General features: G+C 73.5%; 11 protein-coding genes and 2 riboswitches. Of the genes, 9 read left to right on the forward strand and 2 right to left on the reverse strand.

Annotation, left to right across the window (positions count from 1 at the left end; all coding sequences use genetic code 11):
- Positions 1–142 precede the first annotated feature (142 nt).
- Both J3R08_RS18805 and J3R08_RS18810 read left to right on the forward strand, forming a co-directional pair.
- Positions 143–5,602 carry a carboxyl transferase domain-containing protein gene (locus J3R08_RS18805; RefSeq protein WP_209962277.1) on the forward strand — a complete coding sequence of 1,820 codons (5,460 nt, stop codon included), beginning with the start codon at positions 143–145 and terminating at the stop codon, positions 5,600–5,602.
- A gap of 141 nt (positions 5,603–5,743) precedes the next feature.
- Entirely contained in the window at positions 5,744–6,136 is a 393-nt protein-coding gene (locus tag J3R08_RS18810; protein WP_069088468.1) for an SCO5389 family protein, read from the forward strand.
- Positions 6,137–6,182: 46 nt separating this feature from the next.
- Here the strand turns inward: J3R08_RS18810 and J3R08_RS18815 are convergent, their stop codons facing one another.
- Positions 6,183–6,584, reverse strand: a complete 402-nt coding sequence (locus J3R08_RS18815; protein WP_043323380.1) for a Fur family transcriptional regulator — start codon at positions 6,582–6,584, stop codon at positions 6,183–6,185.
- A 214-nt stretch (positions 6,585–6,798) separates the two neighbouring features.
- On the opposite strand from J3R08_RS18815, the gene J3R08_RS18820 reads away from it, so the two are divergent.
- The 5 genes from J3R08_RS18820 to J3R08_RS18840 all read left to right on the forward strand — a co-directional run bounded on the left by J3R08_RS18820 (position 6,799) and on the right by J3R08_RS18840 (position 10,894).
- Positions 6,799–7,365 (forward strand): copper chaperone PCu(A)C, encoded by a 567-nt coding sequence (locus J3R08_RS18820; protein WP_104113445.1) that lies wholly within the window; start codon positions 6,799–6,801, stop codon positions 7,363–7,365.
- Positions 7,362–8,588, forward strand: coding sequence for a Dyp-type peroxidase (locus tag J3R08_RS18825; RefSeq protein ID WP_209962279.1), 1,227 nt, complete (start codon positions 7,362–7,364; stop codon positions 8,586–8,588). Before J3R08_RS18820 ends, J3R08_RS18825 begins: the two co-directional genes overlap by 4 nt.
- Positions 8,589–8,621: 33 nt before the next feature.
- Positions 8,622–9,224, forward strand: coding sequence for a copper resistance CopC family protein (locus tag J3R08_RS18830; RefSeq protein WP_209962281.1), 603 nt, complete (start codon positions 8,622–8,624; stop codon positions 9,222–9,224).
- 195 nt (positions 9,225–9,419) lie between these two features.
- Positions 9,420–9,621: riboswitch (cobalamin riboswitch) on the forward strand.
- A gap of 130 nt (positions 9,622–9,751) precedes the next feature.
- Positions 9,752–10,264, forward strand: coding sequence for an acyl-CoA thioesterase (locus tag J3R08_RS18835; RefSeq protein ID WP_073828221.1), 513 nt, complete (start codon positions 9,752–9,754; stop codon positions 10,262–10,264).
- A gap of 3 nt (positions 10,265–10,267) precedes the next feature.
- On the forward strand, positions 10,268–10,894 hold the full coding sequence (locus tag J3R08_RS18840) for a LysE family translocator (protein ID WP_209962282.1): 627 nt from the start codon (positions 10,268–10,270) through the stop codon (positions 10,892–10,894).
- A gap of 35 nt (positions 10,895–10,929) precedes the next feature.
- Here the strand turns inward: J3R08_RS18840 and J3R08_RS18845 are convergent, their stop codons facing one another.
- Positions 10,930–11,757, reverse strand: a complete 828-nt coding sequence (locus J3R08_RS18845; RefSeq protein WP_209962284.1) for a PrsW family glutamic-type intramembrane protease — start codon at positions 11,755–11,757, stop codon at positions 10,930–10,932.
- 120 nt (positions 11,758–11,877) lie between these two features.
- A riboswitch (cobalamin riboswitch) is annotated at positions 11,878–12,094 on the forward strand.
- A gap of 112 nt (positions 12,095–12,206) precedes the next feature.
- On the opposite strand from J3R08_RS18845, the gene J3R08_RS18850 reads away from it, so the two are divergent.
- Positions 12,207–14,603 (forward strand): ribonucleoside-diphosphate reductase subunit alpha, encoded by a 2,397-nt coding sequence (locus J3R08_RS18850; protein WP_209962286.1) that lies wholly within the window; start codon positions 12,207–12,209, stop codon positions 14,601–14,603.
- Positions 14,594–15,622 (forward strand): ribonucleotide-diphosphate reductase subunit beta, encoded by a 1,029-nt coding sequence (locus tag J3R08_RS18855; RefSeq protein WP_043323372.1) that lies wholly within the window; start codon positions 14,594–14,596, stop codon positions 15,620–15,622. The genes J3R08_RS18850 and J3R08_RS18855 overlap by 10 nt, the downstream gene beginning before the upstream one ends.
- Positions 15,623–15,636: the final 14 nt, after the last annotated feature.

The following is a 15,636-nucleotide window of genomic DNA, read 5'->3' on the forward strand; positions in this document are numbered from 1 at the left end:
GTTCGGTTCCTACAACGGCTCCCGCTCAGGCTTCGGCCGTTACGACATGGCGCCGTACGCGCGCAGGCGGAAGGGTGAGGCAAGCCGGGGGCATCGTCGCCACCCGGCGCGCCACCGTGGTTCTATCGAAGGGGACGGTCACGTGTTCACCCGTGTCGCCATCGTCAACCGTGGTGAGTCCGCGATGCGGCTCATCCACGCGGTCCGGGAACTGGCCGCGGAGACCGGCAGCCGGATCGAGACCGTCGCGCTGTACACCGACGTCGACCGTACCGCCACCTTCGTCCGCGAGGCGGACGTCGCCTACGACCTGGGCCCCGCGTCCGCCCGCCCGTACCTGGACCTGAAGGCGCTGGAACGCGCGCTGGTGGAGACCGGCGCGGACGCCGCCTGGGTCGGCTGGGGTTTCGTGGCCGAGGACCCGGCGTTCGCCGAGCTGTGCGAGAAGATCGGCGTGACGTTCGTCGGGCCGAGCCCGGACGCCATGCGCAAGCTCGGCGACAAGATCGGCGCGAAGCTGATCGCCGAGGAGGTCGGCGTGCCGGTCGCGCCGTGGAGCCGCGGCGCGGTGGAGAGCCTGGAGGACGCGCTGCGCGCGGCGGCCGACATCGGCTACCCGCTGATGCTGAAGGCCACGGCGGGTGGCGGCGGGCGCGGCATCCGGGTGATCCGCAGCGACGCCGAACTGGCCGACGCCTACGAGCGCACCAGCCAGGAGGCGGCGCGGGCGTTCGGCAGCGGCGTGGTGTTCCTGGAGCGCCTGGTCACCGGCGCCCGGCACGTCGAGGTGCAGGTGATCGCCGACGGCCAGGGCACCGCGTGGGCGCTCGGGGTACGGGACTGCTCGGTGCAGCGGCGCAACCAGAAGGTGATCGAGGAGTCCGCGTCGCCGGTGCTCGCCCCGGAGCAGGCGGCGGAGCTGAAGGCCTCGGCGGAGCGCCTGGCGGTGGCGGTCGGCTACCGGGGCGCGGCCACTGTCGAGTTCCTCTACCACCCGGGCGACCGGCTGTTCGCCTTCCTGGAGGTCAACACGCGCCTTCAGGTCGAGCACCCGATCACCGAGGCGACCACCGGGTTCGACCTGGTCAAGGCGCAGTTGCACGTGGCCGGTGGCGGCCGGCTCACCGGCGAGCCGCCGGTCGAGCGCGGGCACGCGATCGAGGCGCGGCTCAACGCCGAGGACCCGGACCGCGACTTCGCGCCCTCCCCCGGCCGGATCACCCGGCTGGACCTGCCCGCCGGGCCGGGCATCCGGGTCGACACCGGAGTCAGCGAGGGCGACACCATCCCGGCCGACTTCGACTCCATGATCGCCAAGATCATCGCGTACGGCCGGGACCGGGACGAGGCGCTGGGCCGCCTGCGCCGGGCGATGGCGAACACCACAGTGGTCATCGCCGGCGGCGCGACGAACAAGAGCTTCGTGCTCGACCTGCTCGACCAGCCCGAGGTGATCGACGCCAGCGCGGACACCGGCTGGATCGACCGGGTACGCGGCGAGGGCCGCCTGGTCGCGCACCGGCACTCCGCCGTCGCGCTCGCCGCGGCCGCGATCGAGGCGTACGAGGAGGACGAGACCGCCGAGCGGCAGCGGTTGCTGTCCACAGCGGCGGGTGGACGCCCGCAGGTGCAGCACCGCAGCGGCCGGCCGCTGGACCTGAAGCTGCGCGGCGTGACCTACCGGATGCGGGTGGCCCGGGTCGGCGCGCACCGGTTCCGGGTCGGTGTCGAGGCCGGTGGCGACGTGCGCACTGCCGACGTCGAGCTGGACCGCTTCGACCGGCACACCGGCCAGATCGCCGTCAACGGCGCCCGGTTCCGCCTGCTCACCGACACCCACGGCCCGGTGCACCTGGTCGAGGTCGACGGCGTGACGCACCGGATCAGCCGCGACGAGGGCGGCGTGGTGCGCTCCCCCATGCCGGCGCTCGTGGTCGCCACGCCACTTGCGGTCGGCGCGGAGGTCGAGGCCGGCGCGCCGGTGCTGGTGCTGGAGGCGATGAAGATGGAGACGGTGCTGCGCGCGCCGTTCCGGGCCCGCCTCAAGGAGTCGTCGGTTCAGGTCGGCACCCAGGTGGAGGCGGGTGCGCCGCTGCTGCGTCTGGAGCCGCTCGTGGAGGAAGGCGCCGAGGCCGCCGACGGCCCGGCCGGTCCCGCTGTCGAGCTGGACCTGCCGGCGCCTGCGGCGGACGTGCCGGCGCGGTCCCGGGCCGAGCGCGGCCAGGAGGACCTGTGCGCGCTGCTGCTCGGCTACGACGTCGACCCGCACGACGAGCGCCGGGTGCTCGACGACTACCTGGACGCGCGCCGGGCGGCCACCGAGGCCGGGCACCGGCCGCTGGCCGAGGAGCTGGAACTGGTCGGCGTCTTCGCCGACCTGGCCGAGCTGAGCCGCAACCGTCCCGGCGACGACGGGCCGGCCGGGCACGTGCACAGCGCCCGCGAGTACTTCCACACCTACCTGCAGAGCCTCGACGTCGAGCGGGCCGGTTCCCCGGACTCGTTCCGGGCCCGCCTCGCCAAGGCGCTCGCCCACTACGGCGTCACCGAGCTGGACCGCTCCCCCGAGCTGGAGGCAGCGGTCTTCCGGATCTTCCTGGCCCTGCAGCGGGCCGCCGCGGACGCCACGGTGATCGCCGCGCTGCTGCGCTCGTGGCTGCGCGAGCCGCCGCCGGACGAGGCGCTGCGCGAGCCCGCCGGCCTCACCCTGGAGCGTCTCGTCGCGGCCACCCAGGTCCGCTTCCCGGTCGTCGCCGACCTGGCGCGGGGCGTGGTGTTCGCCTGGTTCGCCCAGCCGCTGCTGCGCCGCAACCGGGCCCGGGTCTACGCGCGGGTCCGCGCGCACCTGCGGCACCTCGACACGCACCCGGACGCGCCGGACCGCGCCGACCGGGTCGCCGAGATGGTACGCAGCACCGAGCCGCTGGTCCGGCTGCTCGGCCAGCGCCTGGTCCGCGACGACCTGGACAACGCGACGATGCTGGAGGTGCTGACCCGCCGCTACTACGGCAACAAGGCGCTCACCGAGGTCACCACCCGGGCCACCGGTGGCTGCACGTTCGTGGTGGCCGGGCGGGACGGTTCGAGCGTCGTGTCGGCGGCGGTGCGGTTCGACGCGCTCGGCGACGCGCTGCGCGGACTGGCCGAGGTGGCCGGCGAGCGCGACGCCGTCGACGCGGACGTCTACCTGTCCTGGGAGAACCAGCCCGAGGACTTCGACGCCACCGCCGCCGCGCTGCTCGACGTGCTGAACGCGCACCCGCTGCCGGCGGCGGTACGCCGGATCACCACCACCGTCGCCGGGCGCGGCGGCGCGGTGATGCACCACCACTTCACGTTCCGGCCCGGCGAAAACGGGATGGCCGAGGAGCGCCTGATCCGCGGCCTGCACCCGCACATCGCGCAGCGGATGCAGCTGGAGCGGCTGCGCGAGTTCGACCTGACCCGCCTGCCGTCGCTGGACGAGGAGGTCTACCTGTTCCAGGCGGTGGCCCGGCAGAACCCGTCCGACCAGCGGCTGGTCGCGTTCGCGCAGGTACGCGACCTGACCGGGCTGCGGGAGCAGGACGGCCGCCTGGTGTCGCTGCCCACCACCGAGGACACGGTGGCGGCCTGCATCGACTCGATCCGCCGGGCGCAGTCGCGGCGGCCGTCGAAGTCGCGGTTCCCGACCAACCGGATCGTCATCTACGTGTGGCCGCCCAGCGAGCTGACCCGCGAGGAGATGGAGCTGATCGCCGGCCGGGTACGCCCCACCACCGTGGGCGCGGAGCTGGAGGAGATCCTGTTCATCGCGCGCCAGCGCGACCGCCGTACCGGCGAGCTGACCAAGGTCGGCGTGCGGATCACCTTCGACGTCACCGGGCACGCCCGGCTCGACGTGGGTGAGCCGCCGAGCGAGCCGGTCGAGCCGCTGGACGAGTACCGGCTGAAGGTGCTGCGGGCTGCCAGCCGCAACACCGTCTACCCGTACGAGCTGACCGGGCTGCTGGGCGACTTCGTCGAGCACGACCTGGACGCGGACCACCAGTTGGTGCCGGTGGACCGGCCCAAGGGCCGCAACAGCGCGGCGATCGTGGCCGGCGTGGTCACCACGCCGACGCCCCGCCACCCGCAGGGCGTGACCCGGGTGGTGCTGCTCGGCGATCCGACCAAGTCGCTGGGCGCGCTGTCCGAGCCGGAGTGCCGGCGGGTGATCGCCGCGCTGGACCTGGCGCAGCGGATGGGCGTGCCGCTGGAGTGGTACGCGCTGAGCGCCGGCGCCCGGATCTCGATGACCTCCGGCACCGAGAACATGGACTGGGTGGCCGCGGCGCTGAAGCGGATCGTCGAGTTCACCCAGGACGGCGGCGAGATCAACATCGTGGTCGCGGGCATCAACGTCGGCGCCCAGCCGTACTGGAACGCCGAGGCGACGATGCTCATGCACACCAAGGGCGTGCTGGTCATGACGCCCGACTCAGCGATGGTGCTCACCGGCAAGCAGTCGCTGGACTTCTCCGGCGGCGTGTCCGCCGAGGACAACTTCGGCATCGGCGGCTACGACCGGGTGATGGGCCCGAACGGGCAGGCGCAGTACTGGGCGCCGGACCTGCCGGGCGCGCGGGACGTGCTGATGGCGCACTACGACCACACGTACGTCGTGCCGGGCGAGCACGCGCCGCGCCGGGCCGTCACCATGGACCCGGTGGACCGGGACATCTGCGGCTACCCGCACGCGGTGGCCGGAAGCGACTTCGCCACGGTTGGCGAGATCTTCTCCGCCACCGCGAACCCGGACCGCAAGAAGCCGTTCGACATCCGTACCGTCATGCGGGCCCTCGCCGACCAGGACCATCCGGTGCTGGAGCGGTGGGCGGGCATGGCCGACGCGGAGACCGCTGTGGTGCAGGACGTGCACCTGGGCGGCATCCCGGTGTGCCTGCTCGGCATCGAGTCGCGGTCGGTGCCCCGGCACGGCTTCCCGCCCACCGACGGCCCGGACACCTACACCGCGGGCACGCTGTTCCCGCGCTCCTCGAAGAAGGCCGCGCGGGCGATCAACGCGGCCAGCGGCAACCGGCCGCTGGTCGTGCTGGCGAACCTGTCCGGCTTCGACGGCTCACCCGAGTCGATGCGCAAGCTCCAGCTGGAGTACGGCGCGGAGATCGGCCGGGCGATCGTCAACTTCCGCGGCCCGATCGTGTTCTGCGTGATCTCGCGCTATCACGGCGGCGCGTTCGTGGTCTTCTCCAAGGCGCTCAACCCGGACATGACGGTGCTGGCGATCGAGGGGTCGTTCGCCTCGGTGCTCGGTGGCGCGCCGGCCGCCGCCGTGGTGTTCGCCGGTGAGGTCGCCGCCCGCACCGCGGCCGATTCCCGGGTACGCGAGCTGGAGGGCCGGGTGGCGTCCGCCACCGGTACCGAGCGGGCCACGCTCAGCGCGGAGCTGGACGAGCTGCGCGGGTCGGTGCGGGCGGAGAAGCTGGGCGAGGTGGCCGCCGAGTTCGACCGGGTGCACAGCATCCAGCGGGCGGTCGAGGTCGGCTCGGTCGACGCGGTGATCCGCGCCGCCGAGCTGCGGCCCCGGGTCATCGAGGCGATCGAGGCGCACCTGCGCTGACACGTTCCGCGACGTCACACGGCGGACGGGCCTTCGGGTCCGTCCGCCGTTTCGCGTGCGCCGGTCCTTGACGGTCGTCTGGTGACGTGGTGTGCTCAGATGGTAATGGAAACCGTGTTCGTTAGAGCTGCCGGAGGACCCATGTCGCTCACCGTTCCGCCCGCCCTGCTGCACGCCGCCGAGACCGGTCCCGTGGACGAGGAGGCGTTCGTCGCCTGTGTCCGCGACTCCCTGCCGTACGCCTGGGAGACGGTCAGCCGGGTCGCCGCCGACCTGGCCGCGACCGACGCCGAGTTCGCCGACAACGTCGTGCCGCCGCCCGGCGACGCCGAGCGCGGGCAACTGCTGCGCGCGATGGCCAGCGACGCGATCCGCGCCGGGCTGGAGCGGCACTTCGGGATCACGCTGGCGTTCCAGAACTGCCACCGGGTGGCAGCCTTCCGCCCCGGCGCGGCCGGCTCCGAGGCGTACCGCCGGTTCACCTCCAGCCGCGGCCAGTTGCTGAACCAGTCACCGGTGCTGCGCAACTGCTGACCGGCGGCCCGGCGCGGGCGGGTCACCGCCCGCCCGCGGCGGTGGCTCAGGCGGCGCAGCGGTCGCAGGTGCCAAAGATCTCCAGGGTGTGCCCGACGTCGGTGAAACCGTGCTGCGCGGCGACCTGGTCGGCCCACCGCTCCACGGCCGGGCCGGCCACCTCCACCGCGCGGCCGCAGCGGCGGCAGACCAGGTGGTGGTGATGGCGGCTCTGGCTGCACCGCCGGTAGAGGTGCTCGCCGCCGGGCAGCCGCGCCGAGTCGATCTCGCCGTTGTCGACGAGCAGCTGCAACGTCCGGTAGACGGTGGTCAGACCCACCTTCGCCTGCCGCTGCACGAGCATCTGGTGCAACTGCTGCGCGCTGTGGAAGCCGTCCAGCTCCCGCAGCAGCGCCAGCACCTCGGCGCGCTGCCGGGTGTTGCGGGTCGCCCCGGTCGTCGCCGTCACCGTCCGCCTCCCTCGTCCGGGCGCCCTCTCCGGCCACGGCCGCGCCCGGCGCGCCACGTGACACCCGGAACCATTATGCCTTCCGGGCGCTCCCCGGTCCCCGGTCGCGGTGAGCCCGGCCGGCATGTGACGCGACCGACTCCCCGGGCCGGAACTATCCGCGGCGCCGCCCCGACCAACGGTACGAACACCGGATCTTCGAGGGGACGACCGCATGCCCAGCACCACCAGCCGCCGCTTCCCACGCACGGCGGCCCTGATCGGCGCCGCCGTCCTGGCCGCGTCCGTCGCCGCCTGCGGCTCCGCCGACGCCACGCCCACAACCGCGCCGTCGGCGTCGGCGCCCGCCTCGGCCCCGGCGAGCGCGGCAGCGGGCGTGCTGACGATCCGCGACCCGTGGGTGAAGGCCGCCGACAAGGGCATGACCGCCGCGTTCGCCACGCTCGTCAATGACGGCGACGCCGACGTCACGATCACCGGGGTGACCACCGACGTGTCCCGGGCCGAGATCCACGAGATGGCCATGACCGACGGGAAGATGGCGATGCGGCAGAAGCAGGGCGGCGTCGTGGTCGCCGCCGGAGCCCAGGCCGCGCTGGAGCCCGGCGGCGACCATCTCATGCTGATGGACCTGACCCGCCCGGTGCGCCCCGGCGACCAGCTCGACGTCACGCTCACCTTCGCCGACGGGCGCACCCAGACGTTCACCGCGGTGGCCAAGCCGTTCACCGGCGCCCAGGAGACGTACGCGCCCGGACACGGCGCGAGCCCCGCGTCATGACCGGAACCGGCGCGCCCGCGCGCCGGGTCAGCCGGCGCGGCCTGCTCACCGGCGGCGCGGCGGCCGCCGGGGGCGCGCTGGCCGGCGCGGGTGCCCTCGCCGCCCTCCGTTCCCACGGGGTACGCCCCGACGACGCCGTCCCGGTGGCCCAGGTCGGCAGCGCTGTCGAGCCGTTCCACGGCGCGCGCCAGTCCGGTGTCACCACCGAGCCCCAGGCGCACGCCGCGTTCGTCGCGTACACGCTGCGCCCGGGCACGGACCGGGCCGCGCTCGGGCGGATGCTGCGACTGCTCTCCGACGACGCCGCCCGGCTCACCCAGGGTCGCCCGGCGCTGGCCGACACCGAGCCGGAACTGGGCCTGCTGCCGGCCCGGCTGACAGTCACGTTCGGCTTCGGCCCCGGGCTCTACGCCGCCGCCGGGCTCGACGACCGCCGCCCCACGTCGGTGGCCGACCTGCCGGCGTTCCGGATCGACCGGTTGCAGCCCCGCTGGTCCGGCGGCGACCTGCTGCTGCAGATCTGCGCCGACGACCCGCTCACCGTCGCGCACGCCCAACGGGTCCTGACCAAGGACACCCGCCCGTTCGCCACCGTCCGCTGGGTGCAGCAGGGCTTCCGCCGGGCCGCCGGCGCCGAGCCCGGACGCACCCAGCGCAACCTGTTCGGCCAGCTCGACGGCACCGCCAACCCGAAGCCCGGCGTACCGGCGGACACCGCCGTCTGGGTGACCGACGGGCCGGACTGGCTCCGCGACTCCACCACCCTGGTGGTGCGCCGGATCAGCATGAACCTGGAGACGTGGGACCTGCTCGGCCGCGCCGACCGGGAACTCGCGGTGGGCCGGCGCCTCGACACCGGCGCGCCGCTGACCGGCGAGGCGGAGCACGACGAGCCCGACTTCGCCGCGCTCGGACCGGACGGGCTCACCGTGATCCCGGACTTCTCGCACCTGACCCGGGCCCGCGTCACCGACGACCGGCAGAAGATCCTGCGCCGGCCCTACAACTACGACGGCGCGCCGACCGCCGAGGGACACGCGGACAGCGGGCTCGTCTTCGCCGCGTACCAGGCCGACATCGCCCGGCAGTTCCTGCCCATCCAGCGGCGGCTGGCCGAACGGGACCTGCTCAACGAGTGGACCACCCCGATCGGCTCCGCCGTGTTCGCCGTACCGCCCGGCTGCCCCGAGGGCGGCTGGATCGGTCAGCAACTGCTCGGCTGACCACGACGCTGACCACGACCAGGAAGGCGCGTCATGCGTACCCGTACCGTCTCCGCACTCCTCGCCGCGCTGTTCACCACGGCGCTGCTGCTGGTCCCGGCCACGCCCGCGGCGGCGCACAACTCGCTGCAGGAGGCCACGCCGGCCCGCGACGCCCGGCTCACCACCGCGCCGACGCAGGTGACGCTGCGGTTCCTGCAACGGCTCAACCCGGCCTTCACCACCATCACGCTGCGCGACGCCACCGACCGTCAGGTGCCCGCGAGCGCGCCCGCCGTGGACGGCGCGACGGGCACGGTGACGATCGAGGAGCCGCTGGCCAACGGCACCTACACCGTCGTCTACCGCGTGGTCTCCCGCGACGGCCACCCGGTCCAGGGCTCGTACCGCTTCACCGTCGCCGACCCGGCCGCTCCCCCGGCGGCCGCCCCGTCCCCGGCCACTCCCTCGCCGGCCGCCTCCGCAGACGTCTCGGCGGGCGCTGCGGCAGGCGCGGACGCCTCTCCGGCGAGCGCCGACGCTTCGGCCGACGCCGACGGCGGTCTGCCGGTGGGCCTGCTGGTCGGCGGAGCGGTCGCCGCGGTGGCGGCAGCCGGCGTGACCGCGCTACTGCTTCGACGCCGCCGCGCCGCCTGACCCGTCGCCCGCTGACGCGGGTCCGCCCGGCTTCCTGATGAGCGGGAGAGACGTCCCGCCATGCGAACGGCGCGTGCGGGGCGGCACCGGGTGTGCCGGAGCCTGCGTGCCTGTGGGACGGCCGGGGGCAGGGCGCCGAAGGGCGGAACGCGGGTCGCGGCGAGGGCGGGTCGGGGCTGGGTTAGGCTGCCGGGAGCGCTGGTTCACCCGGTCGGCGACGGCCGGGTGTCGTAAGAGGGAACCCGGTGGAAGTCCGGGACTGCCCCGCAGCGGTGAGTGGGAACGACAGCCGTCAACAGCACTGGGCCACCGGCCTGGGAAGCGACGGCCGGTAGGCGACCGGCGACCCCGGTCGGGCCCGCGAGTCCGAAGACCTGCCCGCGTCGCGCGTACCACCGGTGCGCGCTGCCGTCGACCTCGCGGGTGGGTCGGGCGGGTGACACGCCGGGCGGGAGCCGTCGGCGTGCCTCGACGTGCAACTCCCCCGTCCGGTCGGCGGTCCGCTTCTGCGAGGACGGAACCGCACCGTGACCGATGCCATCACCCTCACCGGCCGACCACCGTCGGCGTCGCACCTGACCCTGTCGCAGATCATGGACCAGCACCACACCAACCTGATGGGCACGGTGCACGGCGGCCGGATCCTCAACCTGATCGACTCGGTCGCCGGGGTGGTCGCCGCCCGCCACTCCGACGGACCGGCCGTCACCGCCGCCATCGACGAGACGGCCTTCCTGCGCGCTGTCCGCGTCGGTGACGTGGTGCACGTGGACGCCCGGATCACCTGGGCCGGCCGCAGCTCGATGGAGGTGGCCGTGAAGGTCAGCGCGGACCGCTGGGACCGCGCGGTGCCGCCGGTGGACGTGGCGACCGCGCACCTGGTGATGGTGGCCGTGGACGACGAGGGCCAGCCCCGGCCGGTGCCGCCGCTGCTGCCCGGCACCGACGGTGACCGGCGGCGCTACCGGGAGGCGCAGATCCGGCGCGAACACCGGCTGGCGCTGCGCCGGGCGCTGCTCGACGGCGTCGAGGAGGGCTGAGGCGTGCTCGGACTGTCGGCGGCCACGCTCGCGGGATACCTGGCCGCGATCGTGGTGCTCATGCTCACCCCCGGGCCGGACATGATGTTCGTGCTCGCCAACGCCACCCGGTACGGCGCGCGGGCCGGGGCGGTGGCGGCGCTCGGGGTCGCGGCCGGGGAGGCGGTGCACGTCGCCGCCGTGGTGGCCGGACTCGCCACCGTGATCGCCGCGTCCCCGGTGCTGTTCACCGCGATCCGGTGGGCCGGTGCGGCGTACCTGATCGTGCTGGGCCTGCGGGCGCTGCGCGGCACGGGCCGGCCCGGCGGCGCGGCGGACGGGGCGGACGGCGGCGGCGCCGGGCGGGCGTTCCGGCGCGGGCTGCTCACGAACCTGCTCAACCCGAAGATGATCCTGTTCAGCGTGGCGTTCCTGCCGCAGTTCGTCCGGCCCGACGCGGGCCCGGTGGCGGCACAGCTGGTGCTGCTCGGCGCGCTGTTCGTCGCGGTGCAGCTCACCGTGGACCTGGCTCTCGGCGTGGGCGCCGGGCGGTTCGCCCGCCGCTGGGGCGACAGCCGCTGGTCGCGGCGGGTCGACCGGCTCTGCGCTGTCGCCTTCGTCGCGCTCGGTGTCCGGCTGGCCGCCGGCTGACGCTTGCTCGACTCCAGCTCGCCGAGATGGCGGCATCAGGAGGGCTCCGACCCCGCCACCTCGGCGAGCTGGTGAGGATCACGCTCCGGCGCCCGGGGCGGGGCGGCGGGCCGCTCGCGGTCCAGGTGCAGGCGCAGCAGCACCCAGCCCAGCGACACGGCGCCGATGAACACGTACGCGGGCTGCGTGCCGAACGTGTCCCAGCAGGTGTGCAGCGTGACGGCGGCGGCGAAGGTGAGCAGGAACGCCGCCAGTCTCCGGCCACCGGGCGCGGCGGCGAACGTGAACAACGCGGCGGCGGTCAGCCCGGTCCAGGCCAGGTGCGCGGCGGGCGCGGTGAGACCGCGAACCAGCAGCGTCCGCTCGACGGCGCCGAGGTTGCCCTCCGACCCGACGAACGCGGCGAACGCATACCCCATGGTCTCCAGTGCGGCGAACCCGGCGCCGGAGGCCACGCCGATCACCAGGCCCTGCGCCGGTGACCGGTGCCGCCGCCACAGCAGCAGGATGCCGGCCGGCACGATCAGCTTCGCGGTCTCCTCGGCCAGGCCGACGAGCGCCATCGGCAGGACGCCGAGGCGGTGCAGGGTGCCGTACTCCAGCCAGCCGGCGGCGACCACGCCGACCACGCCGCCGAGAAGCGCGGCGACGCCGACGACGGAGCCGGGGACCGGGCGGCGGGCCGGCCGCCCCTGGGCGAAGGCCAGGAACGTGGCGGGCGCGACGCACGCGCCGAGCACGATCAGCGCCGGTACGAACGTGACGGTGCCGGTGCCGGACAGTGTCTCCAGCACCAGCAGGTGAAGCCCGACGCCGACGAGCAGGACCGCCACCCACGCCCAGCGGCGTCCGGTATTCCCCATACGCCGAGTATCGCGCCCGGCGGCGAACGCCGGCATCGGGGGTAGGCACTGTGGACAGTGAGATCCATGCGACACGCCCGACACGACATCTGGTGTTGCCCAACCGCCCCCACCGCCATATATGGTGGTGCCGCAGCTGGTTCGGCCGAGCCCTCCGGGGCGGGGCCGAGGCAAGAGGGAACCCGGTGGAAATCCGGGACTGCCCCGCAGCGGTGAGTGGGAACGACAGCCGTCAACAGCACTGGGCCACCGGCCTGGGAAGCGACGGCCGGTAGGCGACCGGCGACCCCGGTCGGGCCCGCGAGTCCGAAGACCTGCCAGCGCGCCGTGCGCCTCCGCGTACGGCGGCCGGAGGTCGCGCGGGACGACCGACGCCAGCAGCCGGGCCGGCCACGCCGTGCCCGTTGGCGTCTCCCGCCGTCTCCAGACGGTGACAGCGAGGAGAGGTCATGACTGTCGTGCAGGAAAGCCCGCCGTCCACCGGCGGCGGGTCCGAGGCCCGCCGGCCGGCGATGCGGGTACGCAAACGGGACGGCGACACCGAGCCGGTGGACGTCGGCAAGATCGTCCGGGCGGTCGAACGCTGGGTCGCCGACCTGGACGAGGTGGACCCGCTGCGGGTGGCCACCAAGACGATCAGCGGGCTCTACGACGGGGCGACCACCGCCGAGCTGGACCGGTTGTCGATCCAGACCGCGGCGGAGCTGATCGGCGAGGAGCCGCAGTACTCGAAGCTGGCGGCAAGGCTGCTGGCCGCGTACGTGGACAAGGAGGTCCGCGGTCAGGGCGTGGCGAGCTTCAGCCAGTCGATCGCGTACGCGCACGGGCTGGGGCTGATCGGCGACGAGACGGCCGCATTCGTCGCCCGGCACGCCCGCAAGCTCGACGACGCCGTGGACCCGGACGGCGACAGGCGGTTCGAGTACTTCGGACTGCGTACCGTGGCCGACCGCTACCTGCTGCGGCACCCGCAGTCGCGGCTGGTGGTGGAGACGCCGCAGTACTGGCTGCTGCGGGTGGCCTGCGGGCTGTCCCGCACCCCGGGCGAGGCGGTCGGCTTCTACCGGCTGATGTCCAGCCTGGCCTATCTGCCCAGCTCCCCCACGCTGTTCAACTCCGGCACCCGGCACACCCAGATGTCGTCGTGCTTCCTGGTCGACTCGCCGCGCGACGAGCTGGACTCGATCTACGAGCGCTACCACCAGGTGGCGAAGCTGTCGAAGTTCTCCGGCGGCATCGGCATCGCCTGGTCGCGGGTGCGCGGCCGGGGCGCGCTGATCCGGGGCACGAACGGCCGGTCCAACGGCATCGTGCCGTTCCTCAAGACGCTCGACGCCGGGGTGGCCGCGGTCAACCAGGGCGGCCGGCGCAAGGGCGCGGCCTGCGTCTACCTGGAGCCGTGGCACCCGGACGTGGAGGAGTTCCTGGAGCTGCGGGACAACACCGGCGAGGAGTCCCGGCGTACGCACAACCTCAACCTGGCCAACTGGATCCCGGACGAGTTCATGCGCCGGGTCGAGGCCGACGGCGAGTGGTCGCTCGTCGATCCGTCGGACGCCCCGGAGCTGCCCGACCTGTACGGGGAGGCGTTCGACGCCGCGTACCGGGCGGCGGAGAAGAACGCGGTGCGTACGGTACGGGCCCGGGACCTGTACGGGCGGATGATGCGCACGCTCGCGCAGACCGGCAACGGCTGGATGACGTTCAAGGACGCCGCGAACCGGCTGTCCAACCAGACCGGTGAGCCGGGCAACGTGATCCACCTGTCCAACCTGTGCACCGAGATCCTGGAGGTGAACGACGACGCCGAGACGGCGGTGTGCAACCTCGGCTCGGTGAACCTCGGCGCCCACGTCACCGCCGACGGGGTGGACTGGGAGCGGCTGCGCGCCACGGTCCGCACCGCTGTGGTGTTCCTCGACCGGGTGATCGACATCAACTACTACCCGGCCGAGCAGGCGGCGGCGTCGAACCCGCGCTGGCGGCCGGTCGGGCTCGGCCTGATGGGGTTGCAGGACGCGTTCTTCACGCTGCGCCTGCCGTTCGACTCCCCCGAGGCGAAGGAGCTGTCCACCCGCGTGCAGGAGGAGATCCTGCTGACCGCGCTGGAGACCTCCGCCGGGCTGGCCGAGCGGTTCGGGCCGCATCCGGCGTACCCGCAGACCCGGGCCGCGAAGGGTGACCTGCACCCGGACCTGTGGGGCGCGGAGCCGGCGCAGGCCGGACGGTGGGCGGCGCTGCGTGAGCGGATCGCCGCAGGCGGGCTGCGCAACTCGCTGCTGGTGGCGATCGCACCGACCGCCACCATCGCCTCCATCGCCGGCTGCTACGAGTGCGTCGAACCGCAGGTGTCCAACCTGTTCAAGCGCGAGACGATGTCCGGGGAGTTCCTCCAGGTCAACACGTACCTGGTGCGGGAGCTGAAGGCCCGCGGACTGTGGACGCCGCAGGTCCGCGACCGGATCAAGCGGGCCGAGGGCTCGGTGCAGGACATCACCGAGCTGCCCGCGCCGGTGCGGGAGCTGTTCCGCACCGCCTGGGAGCTGCCGCAGCGGGCGCTGATCGACCTGGCCGCCGCGCGGGCGCCGTTCGTCGACCAGTCCCAGTCGCTGAACCTGTTCCTGAGCGCGCCGACCATCGGCAAGCTGTCCTCGATGTACCTGTACGCCTGGAAGGCCGGGCTGAAGACCACCTACTACCTGCGTTCCCGTCCCGCCACCCGCATCCAGCAGGCCACCGTCGCCCCGGTGCCCGCCCCGGTGCCCGGCGTGGTCTCCGCCGTGAGCGACGACGAGGCGCTGGCCTGTTCCCTGGAGAACCCCGAGAGCTGCGAGGCATGCCAGTGACCACCACCGCACCGACCCGGCACATGCTGCTCGACCCCGGCATGGACCTGACCCTGCGGCCGATGCGCTACCCGCGCTTCTTCGACCGGTTCAAGGACGCGATCAGGAACACCTGGACGGTCGAGGAGGTGGACCTGCACTCGGACCTCGCCGACCTGGCGAAGCTGTCCCCCGCCGAACGGCACCTGGTGTCGCGGCTGGTGGCGTTCTTCGCCACCGGCGACACGATCGTCGCCAACAACCTGGTGCTCAACCTCTACCAGCACGTCAACTCGCCCGAGGGCCGGCTCTACCTGTCCCGGCAGCTGTTCGAGGAGGCGGTGCACGTCCAGTTCTACCTGAACCTGCTCGACACGTACGTGCCGGACGAGAAGGAACGGTTCGCCGCGTTCGCCGCGGTGGAGAACATCCCGTCGATCGCCCGCAAGGCCGAGTTCTGCTTCCGGTGGATCGACTCGATCTTCGAGCTGCGCGAGCTGCGGACCCGCGACGACCGGCGGGCGTTCCTGCTCAACCTGATCTGCTTCGCCGCGTGCATCGAGGGCCTGTTCTTCTACGGCGCGTTCGCCTACGTCTACTTCCTGCGGTCCCGGGGCCTGCTCAACGGGCTGGCCTCCGGCACCAACTGGGTGTTCCGGGACGAGTCCATGCACATGGCGTTCGCGTTCGACGTGGTGGAGACCGTACGCGCCGAGGAACCGGACCTGTTCGACGCCGAGATGGAGAAGCAGGTGAAGGAGATGCTGGCCGAGGCGGTGGAGTGCGAGGTGAGCTTCGCCGCGGACCTGCTGGGCCAGGGCGTGCCGGGGATGTCGCTGGCCGACATGCGCGAGTACCTCCAGCACGTGGCCGACCGGCGCCTGGCGGTGCTCGGCATCGCCCCGATGTACGGCAGCGCCAACCCGTTCGCGTTCATGGAGTTGCAGGACGTGCAGGAGCTGTCGAACTTCTTCGAGCGGCGGGTGTCGGCGTACCAGGTCGGGGTGACCGGCAGCGTCACGTTCGACGACGACTTCTGACCGCCGCCCCCGCC

Source organism: Micromonospora sp. HB375 (assembly GCF_017872985.1).
In the GTDB taxonomy this organism is placed as follows: Bacteria; Actinomycetota; Actinomycetes; order Mycobacteriales; family Micromonosporaceae; genus Micromonospora; species Micromonospora chalcea.